Annotated in this window: 26 protein-coding genes and 1 other RNA gene; 21 read left to right on the plus strand and 6 right to left on the minus strand. The window is 56.6% G+C overall.

The annotated features are described in order from the left end of the window. The first annotated feature begins 51 nt into the window (after positions 1-51). From ACTNB1_RS02400 to ACTNB1_RS02430, 7 genes are all read left to right on the plus strand, one after another. Positions 52-687, plus strand: a complete 636-nt coding sequence (locus ACTNB1_RS02400) for a sigma-70 family RNA polymerase sigma factor (protein WP_441167673.1) — start codon at positions 52-54, stop codon at positions 685-687. A gap of 76 nt (positions 688-763) precedes the next feature. Continuing rightward, complete coding sequence (locus tag ACTNB1_RS02405) at positions 764-1,045, plus strand: zinc-ribbon domain containing protein (protein WP_087334122.1); 282 nt, start codon at positions 764-766, stop codon at positions 1,043-1,045. A 124-nt stretch (positions 1,046-1,169) separates the two neighbouring features. Further along, the gene (locus tag ACTNB1_RS02410; protein ID WP_130868238.1) at positions 1,170-1,376 is read left to right on the plus strand and encodes a DUF1858 domain-containing protein; all 207 of its coding nucleotides are present in this window, start codon (positions 1,170-1,172) and stop codon (positions 1,374-1,376) included. Positions 1,377-1,433: 57 nt separating this feature from the next. Beyond that, a complete protein-coding gene (locus ACTNB1_RS02415) occupies positions 1,434-2,147 on the plus strand; it encodes a tRNA (adenine(22)-N(1))-methyltransferase (protein WP_441167674.1) in 714 nt (237 codons plus the stop codon). Next, positions 2,135-2,932 (plus strand): Nif3-like dinuclear metal center hexameric protein, encoded by a 798-nt coding sequence (locus ACTNB1_RS02420; protein ID WP_441167675.1) that lies wholly within the window; start codon positions 2,135-2,137, stop codon positions 2,930-2,932. The genes ACTNB1_RS02415 and ACTNB1_RS02420 overlap by 13 nt, the downstream gene beginning before the upstream one ends. A gap of 72 nt (positions 2,933-3,004) precedes the next feature. Then, positions 3,005-3,733: a YebC/PmpR family DNA-binding transcriptional regulator gene (locus ACTNB1_RS02425; RefSeq protein ID WP_204883744.1), complete on the plus strand. Its 729-nt coding sequence runs from the start codon at positions 3,005-3,007 to the stop codon at positions 3,731-3,733. Positions 3,734-3,806: 73 nt separating this feature from the next. Then, positions 3,807-4,667, plus strand: a complete 861-nt coding sequence (locus tag ACTNB1_RS02430) for a putative ABC transporter permease (RefSeq protein ID WP_441167676.1) — start codon at positions 3,807-3,809, stop codon at positions 4,665-4,667. Between the two features lie 40 nt (positions 4,668-4,707). Here ACTNB1_RS02430 and ACTNB1_RS02435 read toward each other — a convergent pair whose 3' ends face one another. The 3 genes from ACTNB1_RS02435 to ACTNB1_RS02445 all read right to left on the minus strand — a co-directional run bounded on the left by ACTNB1_RS02435 (position 4,708) and on the right by ACTNB1_RS02445 (position 6,155). Then, a complete protein-coding gene (locus ACTNB1_RS02435) occupies positions 4,708-5,349 on the minus strand; it encodes a MerR family transcriptional regulator (RefSeq protein WP_441167677.1) in 642 nt (213 codons plus the stop codon). A gap of 106 nt (positions 5,350-5,455) precedes the next feature. Next, an RNA gene (gene rnpB / locus ACTNB1_RS02440) (RNase P RNA component class A) lies at positions 5,456-5,805 on the minus strand. A gap of 56 nt (positions 5,806-5,861) precedes the next feature. Further along, positions 5,862-6,155: a hypothetical protein gene (locus ACTNB1_RS02445; protein WP_441167678.1), complete on the minus strand. Its 294-nt coding sequence runs from the start codon at positions 6,153-6,155 to the stop codon at positions 5,862-5,864. 237 nt (positions 6,156-6,392) lie between these two features. On the opposite strand from ACTNB1_RS02445, the gene murD reads away from it, so the two are divergent. From murD to ligA, 8 genes are all read left to right on the plus strand, one after another. Continuing rightward, positions 6,393-7,784 carry a UDP-N-acetylmuramoyl-L-alanine--D-glutamate ligase gene (gene murD, locus ACTNB1_RS02450; RefSeq protein WP_441167679.1) on the plus strand — a complete coding sequence of 464 codons (1,392 nt, stop codon included), beginning with the start codon at positions 6,393-6,395 and terminating at the stop codon, positions 7,782-7,784. Between the two features lie 24 nt (positions 7,785-7,808). Beyond that, positions 7,809-8,843: a M42 family peptidase gene (locus tag ACTNB1_RS02455; protein ID WP_441167680.1), complete on the plus strand. Its 1,035-nt coding sequence runs from the start codon at positions 7,809-7,811 to the stop codon at positions 8,841-8,843. Then, positions 8,840-9,865, plus strand: coding sequence for a M42 family metallopeptidase (locus tag ACTNB1_RS02460; RefSeq protein ID WP_441167681.1), 1,026 nt, complete (start codon positions 8,840-8,842; stop codon positions 9,863-9,865). Before ACTNB1_RS02455 ends, ACTNB1_RS02460 begins: the two co-directional genes overlap by 4 nt. Before the next feature lie 3 nt (positions 9,866-9,868). Then, positions 9,869-10,864, plus strand: a complete 996-nt coding sequence (locus ACTNB1_RS02465) for a M42 family metallopeptidase (RefSeq protein ID WP_441167682.1) — start codon at positions 9,869-9,871, stop codon at positions 10,862-10,864. Positions 10,865-10,897: 33 nt separating this feature from the next. After that, entirely contained in the window at positions 10,898-12,151 is a 1,254-nt protein-coding gene (locus tag ACTNB1_RS02470) for an aminotransferase class I/II-fold pyridoxal phosphate-dependent enzyme (protein ID WP_441167683.1), read from the plus strand. 42 nt (positions 12,152-12,193) lie between these two features. Continuing rightward, a complete protein-coding gene (gene yunB / locus ACTNB1_RS02475; RefSeq protein ID WP_441167684.1) occupies positions 12,194-12,886 on the plus strand; it encodes a sporulation protein YunB in 693 nt (230 codons plus the stop codon). A gap of 83 nt (positions 12,887-12,969) precedes the next feature. Then, a complete protein-coding gene (locus ACTNB1_RS02480; RefSeq protein ID WP_441167685.1) occupies positions 12,970-13,662 on the plus strand; it encodes a VanZ family protein in 693 nt (230 codons plus the stop codon). Continuing rightward, complete coding sequence (gene ligA / locus ACTNB1_RS02485; protein WP_441167686.1) at positions 13,604-15,583, plus strand: NAD-dependent DNA ligase LigA; 1,980 nt, start codon at positions 13,604-13,606, stop codon at positions 15,581-15,583. Before ACTNB1_RS02480 ends, ligA begins: the two co-directional genes overlap by 59 nt. Positions 15,584-15,620: 37 nt before the next feature. Here the strand turns inward: ligA and ACTNB1_RS02490 are convergent, their stop codons facing one another. After that, positions 15,621-16,214, minus strand: coding sequence for a helix-turn-helix domain-containing protein (locus tag ACTNB1_RS02490; protein WP_441167687.1), 594 nt, complete (start codon positions 16,212-16,214; stop codon positions 15,621-15,623). Positions 16,215-16,358: 144 nt separating this feature from the next. On the opposite strand from ACTNB1_RS02490, the gene ACTNB1_RS02495 reads away from it, so the two are divergent. The 6 genes from ACTNB1_RS02495 (at position 16,359) to ACTNB1_RS02520 (ending at position 21,442) form a co-directional block, all read left to right on the plus strand. Then, complete coding sequence (locus ACTNB1_RS02495) at positions 16,359-16,565, plus strand: 4Fe-4S dicluster domain-containing protein (RefSeq protein WP_441167688.1); 207 nt, start codon at positions 16,359-16,361, stop codon at positions 16,563-16,565. Next, on the plus strand, positions 16,562-17,194 hold the full coding sequence (locus tag ACTNB1_RS02500; protein WP_441167689.1) for a 4Fe-4S binding protein: 633 nt from the start codon (positions 16,562-16,564) through the stop codon (positions 17,192-17,194). The genes ACTNB1_RS02495 and ACTNB1_RS02500 overlap by 4 nt, the downstream gene beginning before the upstream one ends. Beyond that, positions 17,191-17,499 (plus strand): ArsR/SmtB family transcription factor, encoded by a 309-nt coding sequence (locus ACTNB1_RS02505; protein ID WP_441167690.1) that lies wholly within the window; start codon positions 17,191-17,193, stop codon positions 17,497-17,499. Before ACTNB1_RS02500 ends, ACTNB1_RS02505 begins: the two co-directional genes overlap by 4 nt. A 107-nt stretch (positions 17,500-17,606) precedes the next feature. Beyond that, positions 17,607-18,494, plus strand: coding sequence for a DNA/RNA non-specific endonuclease (locus tag ACTNB1_RS02510; protein WP_441167691.1), 888 nt, complete (start codon positions 17,607-17,609; stop codon positions 18,492-18,494). 15 nt (positions 18,495-18,509) lie between these two features. Continuing rightward, complete coding sequence (locus tag ACTNB1_RS02515) at positions 18,510-19,790, plus strand: 2-hydroxyacyl-CoA dehydratase subunit D (RefSeq protein ID WP_441167692.1); 1,281 nt, start codon at positions 18,510-18,512, stop codon at positions 19,788-19,790. After that, on the plus strand, positions 19,787-21,442 hold the full coding sequence (locus ACTNB1_RS02520; protein ID WP_441167693.1) for an acyl-CoA dehydratase activase: 1,656 nt from the start codon (positions 19,787-19,789) through the stop codon (positions 21,440-21,442). The genes ACTNB1_RS02515 and ACTNB1_RS02520 overlap by 4 nt, the downstream gene beginning before the upstream one ends. A 273-nt stretch (positions 21,443-21,715) precedes the next feature. Here the strand turns inward: ACTNB1_RS02520 and ACTNB1_RS02525 are convergent, their stop codons facing one another. Both ACTNB1_RS02525 and ACTNB1_RS02530 read right to left on the minus strand, forming a co-directional pair. Continuing rightward, positions 21,716-23,053 carry an MATE family efflux transporter gene (locus ACTNB1_RS02525; protein WP_441167694.1) on the minus strand — a complete coding sequence of 446 codons (1,338 nt, stop codon included), beginning with the start codon at positions 23,051-23,053 and terminating at the stop codon, positions 21,716-21,718. Positions 23,054-23,071: 18 nt separating this feature from the next. Beyond that, positions 23,072-24,088 carry an asparaginase gene (locus ACTNB1_RS02530; RefSeq protein ID WP_441167695.1) on the minus strand — a complete coding sequence of 339 codons (1,017 nt, stop codon included), beginning with the start codon at positions 24,086-24,088 and terminating at the stop codon, positions 23,072-23,074. Positions 24,089-24,090 lie beyond the last annotated feature (2 nt).

Below are 24,090 nucleotides of genomic sequence, written 5' to 3' on the forward strand. Positions count from 1 at the left end.
TGCTTGACAAAACGACGGAATGACGCTTATAATGTTGCAAGGAGAAACGGCATGATACTAGAACAAAGCAACCCTCACGAGCCCAGTGATGAATCCCTGTGTGCGCAAGCTGCTGCAGGTGACCGCAGGGCGGAGGAGACCCTTGTTGTACGCTACAACCGCTTGGTGCGGATGTGCGCCCGGCCTTATTTCTTAGCGGGCGGTGACAGCGAGGATCTGATTCAGGAGGGAATGGTAGGTCTGCTGGGTGCCATCCGGGAATATGATCCGGACAAGGCGGCGTCCTTTCGGACCTATGCGGAGGTCTGTGTGAAGAACCGGCTGTTCTCCGCCGTCAAAGCAGCAGCAAGAGATAAGCACACACCGCTGAACAACTCTGTTTCATTTGAAACCCCTCTTTTTTGCGGATCCGGTGAGCGTTTTGCCTGCGGTACACCCGGCCGCCAGGCGGAAGACCCGGAGGAGATCTTCCTGAGCAGAGAGGCGTTCCGTGAACGTATGAAAGCGCTCCATGGCCAGTTATCCGGCTTTGAAGCGAACATACTCAGGTTGTATTTGAACGGTCTGTCCTACTCCGAGATTGCGGCCGAGGTAAACAAGTCCCCCAAGTCGGTGGACAACGCTGTCCAGCGAATCCGTCGGAAGCTGGCGCAGCACTCTTCATCTGGCGACTTCAGCGCAAGCTGAACGCATATTACAACTGTCCCAGCACGATCGGATGTTCCGGAGGATCTGGGCAAAGAAGCAAAGAGAGGGTATCATCATGTACGAAGACAAGACTCTGGTATGTAAGGAATGTGGCCAGGAGTTCGTGTTCACCGCCGGTGAGCAGGAATTCTACGCTGAGCGCGGCTTCCAGAACGAGCCCCAGCGCTGCAAGGCTTGCCGTGACGCTCGCAAGGCTGCTTCCCGCGGCCCCCGCGAGTATTTCACCGCTACCTGCGCTGCTTGCGGCGGCGAGGCCAAGGTTCCCTTCGAGCCCAAGTCCGACCGTCCTGTGTACTGCAGCGACTGCTTCGCTCGCATGCGCGGCGAGCAGCACTAAGCCGCACACGAAAGGGCGCCCATCCGGGCGCCCTTTTTCTTTGCGGAAATTGCAACAATCTCTTGCCAAACAACGGAAAATAGGATATACTACCGATATCCTAGAAATTTGGAGGTATTACCCCATGGCTCAGATTACCAAAGATACCATCATCGGCGACATCCTGGACATCGCCCCTGAGACTGCTCCTATCTTCCTGTCTATCGGCATGCACTGCCTGGGCTGCCCCTCCTCCCGCGGCGAGACCGTGGAGGAAGCCTGCATGGTGCACGGTGTGGACGTGAACGAGCTGCTGGCCAAAATCAACGCCAGCGTTGGCGCCGCCCAGTAAAAACGCAATAAAAAAGGAGCGGTACAGCCGCTCCTTTTTTATCAGGAGGAGATACCGATGCGGACCTTTGAACTCTCGCCACGCCTGCGGTCAGTAGCGGATATGGTGCCGAAAGGCGCAAAGCTGGCGGATATTGGAACAGACCACGCCTATCTGCCGACATGGTTAATCCTGCACGGTGTGATCGATCGTGCCATCGCTGCCGATCTGCGGGAAGGGCCACTGGAGCGCGCCAGACTGACGGCGGAGAAATATGGGCTTGGGGATTATATGAGCTTTCGCCTATGCGACGGCTTGTCCGGCGTGGGGGAGGAAGAGGCGGATGTGATCTCCATCGCCGGTATGGGCGGAGAGACTATCGCGGAGATCCTGGCTGCGGCGCCCTGGACGAAGAGCGGAGAAAAATTGCTTTTGCTCCAACCTATGAGCGCCCAGCCGGAACTGCGGAGCTGGCTGCAGAGCCACGGCTACGTCATCTGCCGCGAGGTGCTGAGCAAAGAAGGGGATACCCTGTATGTCACCTTCCAGGTGACAGTGGGGCAGATGGCGCCGCTGTCGGCCGGTGAACTTTGGGCAGGACGGCAGCAGCAAAGTGACAATGCACCTCTGCGGGCAGAATATTTGGACCGTTTGATGACTCAGAGCAGCCGGGCGCTGGAGGGACTGCGGCGGTCCGCACGGGCGGCCGAGGATGGACGTTTGGCAGAAATGGAGCGTCTTTATCAGGATTTGCTCCATCTAAAGGAGGAATGGGCAACATGGCAACAGTAAGAGAGATTTATCAATATCTGGACGGATTGGCTCCCTTTTCGCTGCAGATGGACTTTGATAATGCCGGTTTTCTGGTGGGCAGGGGAGACCGGCGGGTGGACAAGCTGCTGGTGAGCCTGGATATCACGGAGGAGGTGGCGGCAGAAGCAGCGGAATTGGGATGCCAATTGATCGTCTCTCATCACCCGGTGATTTTCTTCCCGGCCAAGTCCATCACTGACGGCGACCCCACCGGTCGTACCCTGCTGTCTCTGGCAGAGCATCAGATCGCCGCTATCTGTGCCCATACCAATCTGGATGCAGTACACGGCGGCGTCAACGATGCCCTGGCTCAGAAGCTGGGACTGGTACAGATCGAGCAGCTCAACCAGGACGGCGTGGATGCCTCTGGCCGGCCCTACGGCATTGGCCGGGTGGGCAATACCGCCGGCGTTCCCCTGTATGCCCCTGCCTTTGCGGCATTTGTGAAAGAGACTCTGGGTGCCAACGGTGTGCGCTATGTGGATGCCCGCCGCCCGGTGCGCCGGGTGGCAGTGGGTGGCGGCGCCTGCGCTGACATGCTGAAAGACGCTCTGGCTATGGGCTGTGATACTTTTGTGACCGCCGATGTGAAGTATAACGGCTTCCTGGACGCCAAGGCCCTGGGAGTCAATCTCATTGATGCCGGCCACTATCCTACCGAACAGGTTGTGGTGCCTGTGCTGGCCAAATGGCTGGCCTCTGGTTTCCCCAAAGTGGAGATCCTGACCACACAGCGGCATAAAGAGGCCTTTTCCTATCTGTGAGGGGTTGCCAAGCGGGAGCAAACGTGATAAACTAGATGCGCTGATTTTCGACGAGGAAGGGAACGAGTACCAATGTCAGGACATTCCAAGTGGCATAATATCCAGAAGACCAAGGGCGCGGCCGACGCCAAGCGCTCTCAGATCTTTACCAAGATCGCCCGCGAGATGATCGTGGCCGTCAAGACCGGCGGCAGCGGCGACCCCAACAACAACTCCCGTCTGGCCACCGTTATCGCCAAGGCCAAGGCGGCCAACATGCCCAACGACAACATCAAGCGCACCATCGACAAGGCTCTGGGCTCCGGCAACACCGACAGCTATGAGAACGTGGTGTACGAGGGCTATGGTCCCTCCGGCGTGGCTGTTATCGTGGACGCCCTCACCGACAACCGTAACCGCACCGCCCCCGAAGTGCGCCATCTGCTGGACAAGTACGGCAAGGGCCTGGGCGCTACCGGCTGTGTGTCCTGGTCCTTTGACCGCAAGGGCGTGATCGTCATTGAGAAAGAGGATCTGGACGAGGATACCGTCATGATGGACGCGCTGGACTGCGGCGCCGACGACATGCAGGTGGAGGACGAGGTGTTTGAGGTCTACACTGATCCCGACTCCTTCGGTACCGTGCTGGCCGCCATGGAGGAGAAGGGCTATACCTTCGTCCAGGCTGCCGTGGAGATGGTGCCTCAGAACTACGTCAAGCTGGAAAATGAGGACGACATCAAGAATATGGAGAAACTCATTGACCTGCTGGAGGACAATGACGACGTGCAGAACGTCTGGCACAACTGGGATCAGGACTGAGTTCCAATGGATTTAAAAAGCGGGAAAGCCCCAGGCTTTCCCGCTTTTCCGTTTTAATGAGAAAGGGGTAAGCATGGATCTGTCGCTGTTATGGATGCTGGTGCTGGAGTTTTTCCTGTTCTCCTGCCTCGGCTGGGTGATGGAGGTCACTCTGAAGTACATCCAATTTCACCGTTTCATCAACCGGGGCTTTCTCATCGGCCCCTATTGCCCCATCTACGGCTGGGGCGTAGTGACGGTCACCCTGGTGGTGGGCGGACTGGCAGTCCGTCGGGGAACACTGGGCGAGACCTTCCTGGCAGGCATGGTGCTCTGCGGAGCCCTGGAATATTTCACCTCCTGGTATATGGAGAAACGATTCCACGCTCGTTGGTGGGACTATAGTCAGAAGCCCATGAACCTGCATGGCCGGATCTGGATCGGCAACCTGCTTCTCTTTGGAGCGGCCTGCGTGGTCATCGTTCACGTCATCGATCCTGCATTTTTCCACTGGATGGAAGAATGGGATCCACAGGTCCTCAGACTGACTGCACTGGGTGTAATTGCGCTTATGGTTGCCGACTACATCACAGCCCATTTCCTGATGGGCGTGGTGCGTCGGGAGATCGATGGCCAGGTAGGAGACAACACAGAGGAGATCAGCAAGCAGGTCCACGCCCTGCTCCATGACCGGAACCTGCTGATCCGCCGTATCCATCAGGCGTACCCGAACCTCCAGGCTCGTCCTGGTCATTTGACCCAGCAGTTGCGTGATGCACGGAAGGCATATAAGCAGGCAGCCAAGCAGGTCAAACAGGAACTGAAACATATAGCCCAGGACACCCGTGAGGATGTACGAACTGATTTGGAGCATGGCCTGCAGCAGGCTGAGGCTGCCCGCGTTCATCTGCGGGAGATTCAGAAAAAGCTTACCATCCACCGAGAGGATGACTAACAACCACCGCCCCTGTCATATGACAGGGGCGGCCTCTGTTTTACGGGATATATTCAAAGTGCTGGTACAGCCATTTGCCCGCCTTGCTGCCCAGCACCAGGGCGATGGGCAGGACAAATATCACAAAGGGCAGAATCAACACTAGTATATTCATAAAGGCATAGAAGAACAAGTCGGAGAAGCCGGACAGAGCGTTCACCAGACAGGCGTACAGCCGCAAGGCCAGGATCACCGCCAGGATCATGCACAGATTCTCCCAGATGGATTCCCAGTTCAGCCGGGCGGCCGGACTGTACTGATCGGTGGAGGGCAGGTTTCGGCAGGCAACCTCACGCTCTAACAGGGCGGCATAGTTTTCAAGGTTGTCAGCCTGCGCAGCATCTGCGCTGCTCACCCTCTCATAAGAATCGATAGCCGCCCGAAGGCGCTGCCGCAGAGCGAATGCAGCAGCCGGTGCGTTCTTTTGATAGTCCAGCCCCATGGAACGGATCTCTTCAATGGTAAAGCCAGCCTTTCGTAAAACCGCGATGGCCCGGAGGCGCTCCACGTCGGTCTCTGAAAAATCCAGCCAGGTACGGCCGCCCCGGCGCTGGGTGTGAGGCATTACCAGCTGTTCCTGTACATAGAAGCGGACTGCCCGCTCTGTAAGCCCGGTAGCCTCACAGATTTCCTTCATCTTCATGTCCTTGCCTCCTTTGCTAAAAGTCAGTGTAGCATCTGACGTAAGGTAAGTGTCAAGGATATTTCCATAAAAAACGGCCCGGAGCGCTGTGCTCCGGGCCGCTGTATCTGCAAGTAAGCCTGTAAGCCGGGTTCTGTCATTTAAGACAGCCATCTATCTCGACGCACCGTCGCCGGTACGCTCAAGCCGCCTCCTCGGGACGGCCGGGCCAGCCTTATGTCCCTCCACGGCGTTGCTCCGGATAGAGTTTACAGCGATGGACGCTTGGCACGCCATCGGGTGAGCTCTTACCTCGCCTTTCCACCTTGACCGGCCAAAGGCCGGCAGTCTATTTCTGTTGCACTTTTCCTGGGGTCGCCCCCGGCGGGTGTTACCCGTTATCCTTGCCCTGTGGAGCCCGGACTTTCCTCACAACCGGGCCTTTCGCCCCGGCCGCGCGGCTGTCCAGCTTGCTTGCGTAGGGTATTTTACCGTATTCCTGCTCGATTGTCAAATCAAAAGCCGCTCCCGCTTCAATACTGTTTCCGAATAAATTCGCCGAGGCCTCCTCCAACGGAAACCCCTATGGCCGCTGCTGCAATCAGGGACACGATGAGCATCAGCCACCCAGCCCTGGTTAGGATCCAAAGGGCAGCCGAAATGAAGATAACCGCAAACAGCAGTGGCTGTGCCGCATGACGGAACGCCTTTTTTCGAGAACCTTCGTCCGCACTCCTGGCCCTCCCGTAGGTTCGGACGCCGCTGATGAGTAGAAGCAGGGCAAACACGAAAAACAGGACGGTCAATACAGTTTCATATGTTCCCATAACAGCGCCTCCTTTTCCGCATAGACGAAGAATTACTCTAATATATTGTGTTTTTATCATATAATATTTTCCAGTCTTTTGCAAGACTGGCGCTCTGGTTAGGTATGTTTCATCAAACCAACGGAGTTTTCTATTTCGGTACTTATCTTGACCATGGAGAAAAGCTGATCCTGATTGAATTTCCCCTTCAAGTAGGATATAATAAATTGGTTAAACTATGAAAAGGGAGGAACTGTTATGAAGCGTTCCACCATACAGGAATATCTGGCAGGACTGAAGGGCAAGCGGGTGGCCGTTATCGGCATTGGCGTGTCCAACACCCCGCTGATCAAAATGCTGCTGCGGGCCGGAGTAAAGGTCACCGCCTGCGACAAGAAGGCCAAGGAATCCTTTGCCGGACTGGCGGAGGAGCTGGAGAGTCTGGGCGCCACGCTCAAACTGGGACCTGACTATCTGAAGGATTTGGATTTCGAGGTCATCTTCCGCACACCGGGTATGCGGCCCGATCTGCCCGAGCTGGTGGAGGCCCTCCAGCGGGGGGCTATCCTCACCTCTGAGATGGAGGTATTTTTCCAGGTCTGCCCCTGCAAGATCATCGCTGTAACAGGCAGTGATGGCAAGACCACCACTACTACCATTATCGCCGAACTGCTGAAAGCAGCTGGACAGACGGTATACGTAGGCGGAAATATCGGCAGACCTCTGCTGCCCGATGTGGACGGTATGGAGGAGGGAGATGTGGCAGTTCTGGAACTGTCCTCCTTCCAGCTGATGACCATGGATCGCAGCCCTGATATCGCTGTGGTCACCAACCTGGCTCCCAACCACCTGGACGTACACAAGTCCATGGAGGAGTACGTGGACGCCAAGAAGAATATTTTCCTCCATCAGGGATCCGAGGGCCTGCTGGTGCTCAACCAAGACAACGAGATCACCCGCAGCTTTGCCCCCGAAGCGCCGGGCCGCGTGACCTTCTTCAGCCGTCGTCAGGAGCTGGAAAAGGGCGTATTCCTCAAGGACGGTGTCATCTGGGTGCGCAACGCCATGCACGAACGGCCTGTTCTGCCGGTGGCGGATATCCTGCTGCCCGGTGACCACAACGTGGAGAACTACATGGCTGCCATTGCCGCTCTGGACGGTCTGATTCCTGACCAGGTGATCCGGGAGTTCGCGGCAAAGTTTGCCGGTGTGGAGCACCGGATCGAGCTGGTACGTACCCTGAACGGTGTTAAATATTATAACGACTCCATCGCATCCAGCCCGTCCCGCACCATCGCCGGTCTACGCTCCTTCCAGCAAAAAGTCATTCTGATTGCAGGCGGCTATGATAAGCACATCCCCTTTGACGTGCTTGGCCCTGAAGTTATAGAACATGTCAAGGAACTGTTCCTGACAGGCGATACCTCCGCCAAGATCCGTGCTGCGGTGGAAGGGGCACCTGGATATGATCCTGCCCAGCTTCCCATCACAGTGATCGACGATTTTGAGGAGGCCGTGCTGGCGGCCCATCGGGCGGCCAAGCCAGGGGATGTAGTGATCCTGTCTCCCGCCTGTGCCTCTTTTGATAAGTTTAAGAACTTTATGGAGCGGGGCGCTGCTTTTAAGAAGATCATCTATGGTCTGTCGTAACATCATGAAGGAGTGAACATTCTGTTGGATATCAAAAAGATCCTGGAGGAGCTGTGCGGATGCACAGCTCCCTCCGGGTTTGAGGGACCGGCAGCCCAGACGGCCTCCCGGCTGCTGGAGCCGCTGGTGGACGAAGTCAGTATTGACCGGATGGGGAATGTGATCGGTGTCCGCCGCTGTGGCCGTCCTGGGGCCAAAAAGCTGCTGCTGGACGCCCATCTGGACGAGATCGGCCTGCTGGTCACCGGCGTAGAAGACGGTTTCCTGCGCTTTCGCTCCATTGGCGGAGTGGACCCCCGGATGCTGCCCGGCCGAGAGCTATGGGTCCTGACCCAGCCACCCATGCCCGGTGTGGTGGCCTGTCAGCCGCCCCATCTCCACGATGGAGACGCGGAGAATAAGTCCATTCCTATTGCAGACCTGCGTATCGACGTAGGTCTGTCCCAGGAGCAGGCAGAGACCAGAATCCCTGTGGGTACTCCGGTGGTGTACCGGGGCAGCTGCTTTGCCCTGGGAGCAGAGCAGATGTGCGGCAAGGCCATGGACGACCGTTCCTGCTTTGCCGTCCTGCTGCGAGCTATGGAGCTGCTGGCGGATAAGCAGTTGGACGTGGACGTATATGTAATGGGCTCCACCCGGGAAGAGGTTTCCGGGGCAGGTGCCACGGTAGGTACCTGGTCGGTACAGCCTGACTGCTGCGTGGCGGTGGACGTGACCCATGGCCGCACCCCTGACGGGCCCGCAGATAAAACCTTTACCTTGGGCGGTGGTCCGGCCATCGGCGTGGGTCCCAATATGACGCGCTGGATGACCAAACGCATGCTGGACAAGGCAACGGAAAGGAAAATTCCCTACCAGCAGGAGGTTATGTCCGGCCACACGGGCACCAACGGCTGGGAGATGCAGATCAGCCGGGAGGGCGTGGCCACTTCGGTGCTTTCTCTGCCGCTGAAGTATATGCATACCCCCATTGAGACTCTGTCGCTCAGCGATCTGGAGCAGACTGCCCAGCTGCTGGCAGCATTTACTGAGGATCTGGGAAAGGAGTGGCCGCTGTGAAAGACCTGGTCATGAGACTGAGCGCCCTCAGCGGCGTGTCCAGCTGGGAAGATGAGGTGCGGGACTTCCTGAATGCGGAGGCCGCACCCTATGCCCAGGAGATCCGTACCGACGCGCTGGGCAATCTGATCGTGTTCAAGAAGGGTACAAAGGCGGCAGGAAACAAGCTGCTGCTATGTGCTCACATGGATGAAGTAGGCCTGATGATCCGCCATATCACGGATGACGGCTACCTGAAGTTCAGCACTGTAGGCTCTATTGACCGGCGGGTATTGCTGGGCAAGCCGGTGCTGGTGGGTCCTGACCGTCTTCCCGGTATCATTGGGCTGAAGGCCTACCATTTAGTGAGCCGGGACGAGGAAAAGAACGTTCCCAAGCTGGATGACTATTATATCGACATCGGCACCAAGAACAGGGAAGAAGCAGAAAAGCTGGTCAGCCTGGGGGATGTAGCAGTCTTTACCACCCAGCCCGAACTGTTTGGCGACGGTCTGCTGAAAGGCAAGGCTCTGGATGACCGGATCGGCTGTGCGGTACTGCTTTCCCTGTTAAAGGAAGAACTGCCTATGGACTGCACCTTCGTCTTTACCGCTCAAGAGGAGGTGGGTACCCGGGGCGCTTTCGGCGCGGCCTTTTCCGTAACGCCGGAGCTGGCCCTGGTGGTGGAAGGCACCACCGCCGCCGACCTGCCGGACAGCGCACCTCATCAGAAGGTGTGCGCCTTGGGCAAGGGCGCGGTACTCACCTTTATGGATCGCGGCTCCATTGCGGATCGCGGCCTGTTTGAGCGACTCCGGGCCCTGGCAGAGGAAAAGCACATTCCCTGGCAGCTCAAGCAATTTGTGTCCGGTTCCAACGACGCCTCCGCCATCCAGCGCACCAAGGCCGGCGTCCGTACCGCGGTGCTCTCCGCACCGGTGCGCTATATCCACGCACCTGCCAGCCTGGCCTGTGTCAGCGATCTGGATGCGGTGCTGGCTCTGGCAAGAGCGCTGATCCACGATGTGGCCAAGGAGGTTTAAGAAATGGATATTTTAGCGACAATGCAGGCGCTGAATGCCTGTCATGGGCCCTCGGGCAACGAGAGCCAGGTGGCTCAGGCTATCGAAAAACTGGCAGCTCCCTTTGTAGACGAAATCACTACCGATACCCTTGGTAACCTGATCTGCCATAAGAAGGGAAGCGGCAAAAAGGTCATGTTTGCCGCCCACATGGATTCCATCGGTTTTATCGTCACCCATATTGACGAAAAGGGTTTTTTGCGCTTTGGTCGTATTGGTGGCCTGTCTGCGCATGAAGTGCTGGGTACTCCTATCCGATTCAAGAATGGGGTGCGGGGTGTGGTAGCCTGTCCGGGCAAGACCGACCCCAAGGAGATGAAGCTGGATGACCTCTACCTGGATATCGGTGCCAGGGACGAGGCGGAGGCCAAGTCCATGGTGCAGGTGGGGGATACCGCTGTCTATGATACCACAGCCTTTGTGAGCGGCTCCCGGATCGTGTCCCCTTATCTGGATGACCGCATCGCCTGCGTGGTGTTGCTGATGGCGATGGAACAGCTGAAGGAGACGGAAAACGATCTCTACTTTGTCTTTACCGTTCAGGAGGAGGTGGGCATCCGGGGCGCCCGCACGGCTGCCTACGGCATTGATCCGGACTACGGCATCGCCGTGGACGTCACCGATTCTGACGATATCCCTGACGCTCCTCACGAGTGTTCCAGCGTAGCAGGGAAGGGTGCCGCCATCAAGGTGATGGACAGTTCCGTCATCTGCCACCCGTCAGTGGTAGCCAAGCTGGAGGCCCTGGCCAAAGAGCAAGGGATCGCCGCCCAGAAGGATATCCTGAAAGCTGGCGGCACCGATGCCGGAGCCATCCACCAGACTCGGGCGGGCGTTTATACCGGCGGTATCTCCATTCCCACCCGGTATATCCACACCCCTCAGGAAATGGCTGACCTGGATGACATCAAGGCCTGTGCCGACCTGACGGCGGCCTTTGCCCAGGCCAAGCTGGATTAAGAAATATAGAGATATCAGGAAGGTTAAAGGAATATGTCTTTACAGATAAGTGATAAAGTGAAAGCCCTGGCTGCTCAGGCCCAGGCTAATATCCGTCCTCAATTTGACCGTATCGATGCCATCGCGGAGGAGAATACTGCCAAAGTGCTGGCCGCCTTCCAGAAGCACCGGGTATCTGAGGCACACTTTGCAGGAACCACTGGTTATGGCTATGACGATCTGGGGCGGGACACCCTGGACCTGATCTTTGCAGATCTGTTCCATACAGAGGACGCACTGGTGCGGGTACAGTTCGTCAACGGCACCCATGCCATCTCTTGCGCCCTGTTTGGAGCACTGAAGCCGGGGGATGTTCTGGTATCCGCTGTGGGTGCTCCCTACGACACCATGCTGGGGGTCATCGGCGTAGTGGACAAGGGTCCTGGCTCTCTGAAAAGCTACGGAATCGAGTATAGACAAGTAGATCTGGTTGACAATGCTCCCGACCCTGTGGGATTGGCGGAGGCGGTAAAGGATCCCCGAGTAAAGGCCGTGCTGATCCAGCGCTCCCGCGGCTATGCCACCCGGGACTCTCTGTCCGTGGCCAAGATCGGAGAACTGGCCAAGGTGGTCAAGGACAACAATCCCAATGCAGCGGTGCTGGTCGACAACTGCTACGGTGAATTTGTGGAGACCGTCGAACCCACCCAGGTGGGTGCCGATCTGGTGGTGGGCTCTCTCATTAAGAACCCCGGCGGCGGTCTGGCCCCTACAGGAGGCTACATCGCTGGGCGGCATGATCTGGTAGAAGGCGCGGCCATGCGGCTCACCACCCCCGGCATCGGCAAAGAGTGCGGCTCCACCTTTGGCAGCAATCGCAGTCTCTATCAAGGCCTTTTCCTTGCCCCCCATACCACCGCTCAGGCGGTGAAAACAGCTGTTTTTGCCGCCCGCATGATGGAGCTGCTTGGCTATCAGGTGGACCCGGCCTCTGACGCGGTGCGCCACGACATTATCCAGATGATCCATTTTGGCGATCCCGAGCCTTTGAAAAAATTCTGCAAGGGTATCCAGTTCGGCGCTCCGGTGGACTCCTATGTGACCCCGGAGCCTTGGGATATGCCGGGCTACGACTGTCCCGTCATCATGGCAGCAGGTGCCTTTATTCAGGGTGCCTCCATTGAACTGTCCTGTGACGCCCCCATGCGGGAGCCTTACACCGCCTATTTCCAGGGTGGTCTGACCTATGAGAGCGGCAAGGCAGGGATCATGCTGGCGGTGGAGGAACTGCTGCGCGCCCAGGCATAAGGGCAAGCAGGTATTGCATAGCCTCCCATAGGAGGTGAGGCTATGACCAGACCCAGGTACCGTCCCTGGCTTCGTATGCCGCAAGTAAAGCACCGAGGTTCGGCTGTTCGGCGAAGCAGGGGATTGCTGTTGTCGGCCCTTCTGGGTGTAGGGCTGGCTTTGCTGGCCATCGCCGCCCTTGACAATGCTCTGCGGCCGGTGGTTACCACTCTGGCCCAGGCAAAGACAGAAAATGTAGTTATCGGCATCATCAATGATGCAGTGATGGAGACCCTGTCGGCGGAGGCTGTAGCTTATCAAGACCTGGTGAGTCTAGAGCGGGATAGCAACGGACAGGTAACCCTTCTCTCCACGAATTCTGCCAAGATGAACGCCCTGCGCAACCAGATCCTGCAGACTGTACTGGCGAAAGTGGATTCCCTGAACAGCGAGGATCTGGGGATTCCCCTGGGCAGCATAACGGGACTGTCCACCGCCTCCGATTGGGGACCGGATCTGCCAGTGCAGGTTCTGGCAGCTGCCACACCCACGGCGGAATTTCGAAACGTGTTTACCTCGGAAGGGATCAACCAGACCCTGCACCAAGTCATGCTGGACGTACAGGTTGACATCACCCTCCTTATACCTGGCGGAAAGACGGAGACCCAGGTGAGCGCAGAGGTATGCGTGGCGGAGACTTTACTGCTTGGACAGGTACCTGACACCTATCTGGAGATGCCTTCGGTTGGCTCGTAAGAAAATCGCAAGAAATTTACAAGGGAAGGCACAGATACCGCCCTTTTCTTTCTGCTACAATGAGGGAAAAGGGGGAATGTACAATGGATACACTGCTGTGGTATTGGGAAATCACTCTGGACTATATTGCGGAAATGCTGCCCTGCATGGTGATCGGAGGGGCCGTATTTTTGATCCTGCTGCCCGCCCGCCAAAGAAAGCTGCATGAAAACCATCTGAGCAGCGGTAAGATCCGTGAGACGGCCCTGTTCCTCTTTGTGATGTTCTGTACAGGCCTAGCGTCCCTCACCGTATTTCCCTCAGGTTTCTGGACTATGCGTCACTGGCAGGATGCGTTCTCCGGCTCGGGGGTGCTGTGGCCGTTCATTCCGCTGTCCCAGTCTGTTTCCAATATCCAATGGATGCCGACCCTGTTTCGGACAGACATCACTCTTGGTGAGTGGGGGCTTTATATGATGATGGCCAACGCCCTCATTTTCCTGCCAATGGGCTTTTTCCCGAACCTGCTGTGGCGCCGTCCCAAATGGTGGAAAGGCCTGCTGGTGGGTTTTTGCAGTTCCTTTTCCATAGAGTTTCTGCAGCTATTTGCTGGCCGGTCTACCGATGTTGACGATTTGATCCTGAATAGTTCAGGTGCCTTCCTGGGCGGGCTGTTGGCCCTGCTTCTGGGTAAAATGGTGCCAAATTTGACCCGAAAATTCCAAGTGGAGGTCCGCTATGGACGAGAAACAGGAGATTCAAAACCTGCGCCGGGAACTGGAGCAGGCCAATTATGAGTACTATGTGCTGGATAATCCCAGCATGTCCGACTACGACTTTGACCATAAGCTCCGCCGCCTGGAGGAGCTAGAGGCCAAATATCCGGAGCTGGTGACGCCTGATTCGCCTACCCAGCGGGTGGGCGGCAAGGTAGCCGATGGTTTTTCTGAGGTTCACCACCGGGTCCCCCTGGAGAGTCTTCAGGATGTATTCTCCTTTGAAGAGCTGAGTGACTTCGACCAACGGGTACGTGAGACCCTAGCGGCTGGTGTGGAGTACGATGTGGAGCCTAAGGTGGACGGACTTTCTGTGGCTCTGGAATATGAAAACGGATTGTTTATCCGAGGTGCTACTCGGGGTGATGGACAGGTAGGAGAGGACGTAACGGAAAACCTCAAGACCATTCCTTCCATCCCGCTGCGTCTGCCGGAGGCTTTGCCATCCCTCATTGTTCGCGGCGAGGTATTCATGCCCAAAAAAATCTTCGAACAGCTTAACGCCGACCGGGAACTGAAGGGGGAAGCTCTCTTTGCCAATCCCCGCAACGCTGCCGCCGGTTCCCTGCGGCAGCTGGACCCCAAGATCGCCGCTTCTCGCAAACTGGATATCCGAGTGTTCAATATTCAGTGGGCGGAGGGAAAAACCTTTACCACTCATACAGAAACCCTGAAGTACTTGCAGGAGCAGCGCTTTAAAGTGATTCCACATTACAGTTGTTCCACGATTCAGGAGGCTGCGGAGCGCATCGCCGCCATGGGGGACAGCCGGGAGGAATTTCCCTTTGATATTGACGGCACAGTCGTAAAGGTAAATAACCTTGCAGAACGTGAGGTTCTCGGCTCCACCGCCAAATTTCCCCGTTGGGCGGCGGCCTACAAGTACCCACCCGAGCAGAAGGAGAGCGTAGTAGAAGACATTGTGGTTCAGGTAGGCAGGACCGGCGTTCTCACGCCCAAAGCGGTTGTAAAGGCTGTTCGCCTTGCAGGAACAACTGTCACCAACGCCACGCTTCATAATCAGGATTTCATCACCGAGAAGGATATCCGCATTGGTGATACGGTGCTGGTACAGAAGGCGGGGGAGATCATCCCAGAGATCGTATCTGTTCTGAAGGAGAAGCGCCCGGAGGGCACGGTACCTTACCATCTGCCCGACCACTGCCCGGTATGCGGCGCTCCGGTGGCCCGTGACGAGGACGGAGCACATATCCGCTGCACCGGCGCCGAGTGTCCTGCTCAGCGACTGCGGCACATCGTCCACTTTGCCAGCCGGGATGCCATGGACATTGAGGGCCTAGGACCTGCTGTGGTAGAGAGCCTGGTGGGTGCCGGGCTGGTAAAGGGTCCCGGAGACCTGTACCAGCTGCATGCCGGAGACGTAGAACTTCTGGAGCGGATGGGCAAAAAGAGCGCGGAGAATCTGATGACCGCCATCGAGAAATCCAAGTCCGCCGGTCTGGGCCGTCTGCTGTTTGCCTTCGGCATCCGGCAGGTGGGTCAAAAGGCAGGCAAGGTACTGGCTGCCCGATTCGGTACCCTGGATGCCCTGATGACCGCCACAGAAGAGGATCTGACCGCTGTGCCTGATATCGGCGGCATCACGGCAAAAAGTCTGTTGGACTGGTTTGCCAATGACCAGAGCCAGCATCTCATCCGAACCCTTCGGGAGGCCGGGGTATCTTTTGACAGTACTGAGGCTCCGGTTGGGGACAGGCTGGCAGGCAAGACCTTCGTTCTCACCGGCACACTGCCTACAATGGACCGGAAAGAAGCCGCCGCCCTTATTGAAGCTCAGGGCGGCAAGGTCTCTGGTTCGGTCTCCAAAAAGACCAGCTATGTAGTGGCAGGTGAGGCCGCTGGCTCCAAGCTGAAAAAGGCCAATGACTTGGGCATTCCTGTATTGACAGAGGATGAGCTGATGAAGCTGCTCTCCGAATAAAAACAGCCCCGGAAGCAAATGCTTCCGGGGCTGTTTTTTAGAATTTTAGTTTATGTTTTTGCAGTCCGTGCCTGGTGCAGTATAAATAGAGCATACCATCCCGTCGGCTGGCAGGGATACGCACCGCTGGTTCCTGTTCGGGATAAAGCCGGATGAGCAGCACCCGGTCGTCCTGAACATAAGCGGCAAAGCGCAAAAAGTGGTCCTTTTGCATAGGATGATCCCAGGAAATGTAGTAGTCCAGGTCCATTTCTTCCACTTTCACGTTTAACTGTTCTGGTTCGGCAGCAGGGGAGAGCGGCTCCAATTTTCGGCCGCAGCAGAAGATACCACAGTCGCCTGTACTTGTCAGCAGATTCCCACACACGGGGCAGACATAAAAACGGACCTTGGCCATATTGCCCGGGTCCGGACGGTTAGCACTCAGTTCTCCCTGAAGCAGCTTGAGCAGGTCTGCTCCTAATAAATCGGCCAATCCCTCCCACAGAGCGGGATCCGGGCAGCCCTGCCCGCACTCCCATTTGGAAACGGTCTTATGGCTGACGTGGAGCCCGTCGGCCAGCTGCTTTTGGGTCAACGCTCGTTCCCGACGCAGCTGCCGGATAGACGCCCCTATTTTCATATAGTCCATGTCGTTCACCTCGTTCCTATTATAGAAGGATCTTAAAAAAACCGCAATCCACGCAGCGGAGACCGACAAAAAAGGCTTGCAAACCATATTCTATTTTGATATATTAGTAATTGCTTAATTACTTAATTATTGGAGGATCCATCTATGTCATCCAAGCGCTTTGCTCTGGTAGATCCAGCTTACTGTGTGGCCTGCGGCTGTTGTGTGAAGGTCTGTCCTATGTCTGCCATCGCCGTGTGGCGGGGTGTAACGGCTCAAGTGGATTGCGTTCGTTGCGTGGGCTGCGGAAAATGCGTGAAAGAGTGTCCGGCGGGCACTATTTCTCTGATGGAGCGGGAGGAGCAGGCATGAACAGGAAAAAGCATTGGTATGACTATCTCTGGATCGTGACTCCCATCTATCTGGGGCTTGGCTTCTTCAACATCCTGTTCGCCTGGCTGGGGATGCTCTTTTTCTGTCTGCCACTGCTTATCGCTATCTTTGGTGGAAGCAAGCTCTACTGCAACCGCTACTGTGATCGAGGCCAGTTCCTGGGTCTGCTGGGCGGACGTCTGAAGCTCTCCCGAAACAAACCCACCCCTCACTGGATGCGCTCCCCAGTATTCCGGTACGGTTTTCTGATCTTTTTCTTCATCATGTTCTTTCAGATGCTGTGGACCACTTACCTGGTAGGCGCTGGGGCACAGAACCTGGGGCAGTTCGTCAAGTTGTTCTGGACCTTCCGTCTGCCCTGGCACTGGGCCTACCATGGTACGCTGTTCGCTCCCTGGGTAGCACAGTACGCCTTTGGTTTTTACAGCATCATGCTTACCTCTACCCTGATTGGTTTGATCGTGATGGTCCTGTTCAAACCGAGAAGCTGGTGCGTGTTCTGTCCCATGGGCACTATGACCCAGCTGATCTGCCGTCTGCGGGCAGGGAAACCGAAACAGGCCGTCTGCGGGAACGGCTGCTCTTCCTGTGGGGGGTGCAGCAAATGAAAGATGATACCATGCGGGCACAGGCCAGAACTATCTCGGAATTGATGGCGCAGCTTGCCAATGAAAACCGCCTGCTCCTATTGTGCGCCCTGATGGAGGGACCTATGACGGTAGGTGAGTTGGCAGCGGAGGTACCCAATATCACCGCGCCTGCCCTGTCTCAGCACCTCCACCGCCTGAAGGAAGGCGGACTTGTTCAGGCTGAAAAGCAGGGCCAGTATGTCAGATACTCTCTGAAAGACCCCAGGCTGTACGCGCTGATGCGTGTTCTGAAACACGAATACTGCACATCGGACGGTCAATAGGCAAAGTGCCGGTCTGCTATAGCAGGCCGGTACTTTATTTTGGTTTGTCACGCCGCTGCCCGATGTGCTATAATGCTCAGGAATCCCTAGGAAAAGAGGTTACTTCCATGAAACGAGCCCGTGCCTGGTTTCTCATTCTGACTGTGCTCTGCACGCTGCTGTGCGGCTGTGAATCCCTCACCACCTCCGTTTCTGCTCCGTCCTATACGTTGGACGATCTGCCGGACTATTCCGGAGAGCCTTATGTGATCCTCAACGAGAATCAGCCGGACTTCCCGGAGGAGGATTTTACCACCAATTCCTTTGAGACCTACAGCCCGCTGGATGAATTGGGCCGCTGTGGGACAGCCTATGCCAATATCGGCATCGATCTGATGCCCACCGAGGAGCGGGGAAGTATTGGCCAGGTTAAGCCTTCCGGGTGGCACACAGTCAAGTACGACTGTGTGGACGGCAAATATCTCTACAACCGCTGTCATCTGATTGGCTATCAGCTGGCAGGTGAAAACGCCAATGAGGAAAACCTCATTACCGGCACCCGTTATCTCAACGTGGAGGGCATGCTCCCCTTTGAGGACCAGGTGGCTGATTATGTGCAGGAGACGGACAACCATGTGCTCTACCGGGTGACGCCCATTTACGAAGGTCAGAACCTGCTGGCCAGCGGTGTGGTGATGGAGGCAGAGAGCGTGGAGGACAATGGCCAGGGGGTACGTTTCTGTGTCTATGTCTACAATGTTCAGCCTGGAGTGGCTATCGACTACGCCACCGGAGACAGCTGGCTGGAGACGGATTCTCAGCCTACAGAGTCACCTACTGAAACAACGGCGGTTGAAGAGGAGCATTATGTGCTCAATACCAATTCCATGAAATTTCACCTGCCTACCTGTTCTGGCGTAGAGAGTATGAGCCCAGCCAACCGCCAGGACTATACTGGTTCCCGTCAGGACCTGCTCGATCAGGGGTACTCTCCCTGCGGAACCTGCAAACCTTAAGGAAGAAGGACAACCATGGGAGATATCGTTACCCTGTTTGGAGAGATCGTACAGAAGGAGTGCCGTAAAAACCCCTTGGCAGCCCGCCGTCTGCTACGCTTCGGCTATCGCGCCAAAAAGCTTCAGCTTATGGCCGCACCCGGAAAATACACTACAAAGGCGGCCCAGATGGCAGCAGTTCAGACCATGACCTCCATGATTGCACCTCTGGCCCAACCCGAGCGGGCTGCCATGGTCAGTTTGTTCCTGCCCTGTGAGCCGCTCCAAGTAGTGGGACTGCACCCATACTCCTGCGAAGGATTTGGCTGCTTTTTGGCCGGTACCCAGGCAGAGCAGGAGTTCCTGCACTACGCCGAGAGTGAGGGATTGCCTGAGACCTTCTGTTCCTATCACAAGATTTTTATCGGAGCGGCGGAAAAAGGCCTGATGCCCAAGCCTCGCTTCATCCTGAACACTACCTTGGCCTGCGATGCCAATCTGCTCACCTTCCGGCGCATGGCGGAGTATTTTCAGGTACCGCAGTTTGTAGTGGATGTGCCCTATGAGCCCAATGAGGATGGGGTGCGCTATGTGGCGGACCAGCTTCGTGAGATGATCCGCTTTGTGGAGAAGCAAACAGGCCGTCGGATCTCGGATGATCAGCTCAGCGAAGCGGTGGCGCGCAGTCAACGCAGCATGGACCAGTTTAACGAGTATATGACTCTTCGGGCCGATAAAAAGATCCTGGGAGAGCTGACTGGGGAAATGTTCTCCGCCTTTACGCTCCACACGCTGCTGGGCACGCCGGAAACGGAGGCATATACCAGCCAGTGTCTGAAGGAGATCTCCGGTGCACCCCCGGCTTCTGGTGTTCGTCTGCTGTGGATGCACACCACACCCTTCTGGGTGGAGCCACTCCGTCGGGTAACCGACTTTAATCCCGAGGTGCAGGTGGTGGCCTGCGACATGTGTTTTGAGGGTTTTGTCAAAGCCGATCCCTCAGACCCCTATGACGCCATGGCCCGGCGGGTGGTATACTCCGCCTTCAACGGGCCGGTGACCCGGCGCATCCAGCGGGGCATCGAAGCCGCCCGTCAGGTGAAGGCTGACGGCGTGGTGTGGTTCTGTCACTGGGGCTGTAAGCACACTCTGGGCGGTGCACAGCTGGCCAAGGAGCAGTTCGAGGCGGCCGGTCTGCCCTGTCTGGTGCTGGACGGAGACGGCTGCGACCGCAGCCACGGCGGCGAAGGCCAACTGGCCACCCGTATGGACGCCTTTGTGGAGATGCTTCGTGCGGAAAGGGGGGAAGGGGTATGAGTACCACCTGGTATATCTGTAAATACACCCCCGTGGAACTGCTGGAGGCCTTGGGCGGCGACTGTCAGGTGCTGGACTATATGCCGGAGAACTTTGATCTCAGCGACGAGGTGAGCCACCCCAACCTCTGTGGATTTGGCAAGGCCGTTATTGAGGCCTGTATGGAGGGTAAGGTCAAGGAGCTGGTGTTGGTCAACTGTTGTGACACCATTCGCAGCGCCTACGACGTGCTGCTGGCTCACGGAAAGCTGGATTTTCTCTTTATGATGGACATGCTCCACTGTGTAGACGCCTGCGCCAGAGAAAAGACCAAGCGAGAGCTGCTGCGGCTGGCAAAAGCATATGCGGCCTATAAGGGGACTCAGTTCCAGCTTCAGCGCTTTCGTGAGGTATTCCATCCGGTTTCCCGCCCTTCAGAGCCCTATCTCAGTGTTCTGGGCGGCCGGGTAGGGGACGATCTCTTTGATCTGATGAAACAGACCATGCCTCTGCCCGTGCGCAACGATACCTGCGTACACAACCGGAGCGTTTGTCCGCCGCCGGACGATCTGACCGGAATGGACGAACTGATGGATTGGTATGCTGGGGAACTACTGGGACAGCTGCCGTGTATGCGCATGACGGATGCCGCTGGGCGGAAACGTCTCTATCAGGATCCCCATCTTCAAGGGGTCATCTACCACACCGTAAAGTTCTGCGACTATTACGGATTTGAATACTCCCAGCTGCGGCGGGAGCTGAGTGTGCCCATGCTGAAGGTGGAGTCGGACTATACCCTTCAGAGCAGCGGGCAGCTGCGTACTCGGCTGGAGGCCTTTGCCGAGAGTCTGACACCCCAGGAACAGAGAAGAGGTACGAAACAAATGAACGGGAACGGATACTATGTAGGTATCGACAGCGGTTCTACCAGCACAGATGTGGCGATTCTGGACAAAGACAAGCATATTGTGGCCCAGGTAATTCTGCCTACCGGTGCGGGAGCCGCTGCTGGCGCCGAGCGGGCGCTGGAACAGGCGCTGGAACAGGCGGGCCTGAAAATGGAGGATATCTCTGCCACCGTCACCACCGGCTATGGACGGAGCGCGATTCAGCAGGGAGACAAGTCCATTACTGAGATTACCTGCCATGCCAAAGGTGCCCACTTCCTGGATCCGGAGGTGCGCACCATCATCGACATTGGCGGACAGGACAGCAAGGTAATCCGGGTGGACGAGCAGGGAAATGTGGTCAACTTCGTCATGAACGACAAGTGTGCTGCCGGAACCGGACGGTTCCTGGAGCTGATGGCTCGCACGCTGGAGCTCTCCATGGATGAAATGAGCACCGCCGGACTGAACTGGAAGGAGGAAATCACCATTTCCAGTATGTGCACGGTGTTCGCCGAGTCGGAGGTGGTCTCTCTCATTGCTCAGAACAAGTCCCGGGCGGATATCATCCACGGCCTGAACGAGTCGGTGGCCTCCAAGACCTATGCCCTCTGCCGCCGGATCGGCGGTGAACCGGTCTACATGATGACCGGCGGCGTGTCCAAGAATCAAGGTGTGGCCCAGGCCATCCAGCGGAAGCTGGGGGCGGAACTGCGGATCTCCGACCAGGCACAGCTCAATGGTGCTTTGGGTGCGGCCCTGTTTGCCATGGAACTGGATGGTTAAAAGAATGCCGGGGAGGCGGCAAGGCCTCCCCGGCAGTTTTTATGCCTTGGTGTCAAATGCGGGATTGGTATAGTAGACGTTTTTCTGGTCCATTTTCTCCTTGGCTAGCCGTACCGCCTCAACTATACAGACAGACCGGAATGGAGATGGACAAGCCTCTGATAAAAGGAATACTAGTGAACCGGTTTATTAGGTCGGTTCACTAGTATTTTTTTACGCTTAAATATTTTCAGATACCGTGGCCACGCTCTGGAAAGTGAAGAAGTCCAATGTTTAAGCAATCATATGAACATGTTTCCAGTGTCCCTGGCGGAACCGGAGTACCGTAATCAGACAAGCCGCGATCCATGCTGGCGGCGTACTCAGGTAGACAGCCCGAAATGCTACCGGAGTCAGTGAAAGGACGGCAGTACATACCAGGCGGAGCGTCAGGTCGGTAAAGCTGGATATAACCGGAATGCGGACATCTCCCGCACCCTGAAGGGCGCCATTGAGCACCCGATTGGCAGTAAACACCGGCAGGAGAAGGCACATGACATCCATATGCTCTTTTCCACGGAGCAAAGAATCGCCTGTGATATTAAACAGCCTCAGAATGTACTGGTCACACAGCAGCATGACTCCGCCCAGGACGACGGAAAGCAGCAGCATCCCATACAAAGCAAATCGGATCCCCCGCTCAGCCCGTTCCACCTGCTGGGCGCCCATATTTTGCCCGACAAAGGAGGCCAGAGCCGTGGAGATGCAGATGATGGGGATGTGCATCAGTTCCTCTGTCTTTCCCATAGCCGCGAACCCTTCGATGCTGGCCGGTCCAAAGGAGTTGACCATACGCTGAAGCAGGAGAAAGCCGGCAGACTGGACCACCATCTGAAACGTGACCGGGAGACTGACACGCATGATCAGGGCAAGCTGCTGCTTGTCCAGCCTGGCCCGGCTTGCCACGGGAGAAACAGAGGGGTATTTTACCGTTAGGTAGAGGAATGCCGCAGCCGCAGAGCCGACCTGAGCGATAACAGAAGCCAGCGCCGCTCCTGCCACCCCCCAATCCAGTACAATAATAAATCCCAGATCCAGGATCAGATTCAGCAGAGCTGCCACCATCAGGAAAAGCAGGGATGCCTTCGAGTCTCCAAACGCCCGAGTTATTCCATAAAAGACCTGATACAGCATCTGAAAGAAGAAGCCTATGCTGTAAATGGCCAGATAGGTCACGGCATTCTGCTGCATCTCCAGTGGCGTTTGCAGGAAGGAATGAACAATGGGCCCGGAGAGCAGCGTGCAGATCATGCTGAGCGCAGCACCCAGGATGCCGCAAAACAGAATGGATGTAACCACGGCAGAACGGATTTCCTTGTGCTTTTCTGCGCCCACATACTGGGCCACAATAATGTTGGTGCCGGTACCCATGCCGGATGCGATGGCGCTGGCGATCCAAATAATAGGCCCGGGTACGCTGACGGCACCAAGTGCGGCAGCACTGACGAAGTTTCCCACGACGATGGCATCCACCATGGAATATGTTACCTGCAGCAGCTGAGCGCCCATCATCGGGAGCGCGAAACCAAGCAGCTGCCGCCACTCGGACCCTTTGGTAAGGTCCTTTCCCATTGGCACACCGCTCCTTTCTCAGTTCCCGCTTTCTCCGGGCTGGAGATGGAAGACCAGCTCTGTTCGGCCCACCGGGGTATGGTGGTTGTTGTAAATGTTCATATCCTGATATTCCGTCAGACCCGCCAACTCATCGGCAGAAATGACCTCCATCGAATACAGAACGCGGAGGAGTACATAGGGTATGAGAGAGGAGGCTCCATCTTCCAGCTTGACTGCAATTCCGATTCCCCGGCATTTCAGACCAATGGCATAGAATGCACTGGCCCCGGACTTGCAGAACAGCCGGTCTCCAAAATGTTCCATCAGATACGTACAGATCCGTTCAGCGCCTGCTACCATATAGGGATTGGCGGTCATGGCTCCGGTGATCCGCCGGACAGCCTGCGCACGCCCGGCAGGGAAGAGGTCCGGCATGGACATTCTGGCATACCCCTGTGCAAAGCGGTAAAGAGGGAGGGCGTGGACCGGAACACCGCAGCCGTCGATGGCTGTGCTCAGCTCCTCCGGGCCAGTCCCGCACACATCCAGAATCGTAGAGGTAATGCGCTTTTGTACAGGGTGTTCCGGCTGATCATAACTGTCCAAAGACTCGCCCAGATGCCGGGCGGTGAGCAGCATTCCGGCATGCTTGCCAGAACAGTCACAATAAATCGGCCTTCTTGGCTCTCCGGCTTTTTTCAATGCGTCCTCTGCCGGAACATACATCGGATATTCCGCGCCGCACCGCAGGGAATCGGCACTTAATCCGGCCTTTTCCAGGATGCGCGCCACAGCCTGAATATGGACCGGCTCACCGTTATGGGATGCACAGATTACTGCAAGCTCATCATCTGTGATACCGAAGGCTTCGGCGGCGCCGCTCTCCACCACCGGAATGGCCTGTATCGGTTTGGCGGCAGATCTGGCAAAGATGACCCTGGTGGGATCACCCCAGTACCACAGGATCTTTCCGCTGTGGTCGGCTGCTACGATATGGCCCCAGTGGATCTGGTCCACCAGGCCGCCTCGATATTGATAGGCAATGTCTGGCATGT

This window comes from Flavonifractor sp. HCP28S3_F3 (assembly GCF_052065355.1).
Classification (GTDB): domain Bacteria; phylum Bacillota; class Clostridia; order Oscillospirales; family Oscillospiraceae; genus Flavonifractor.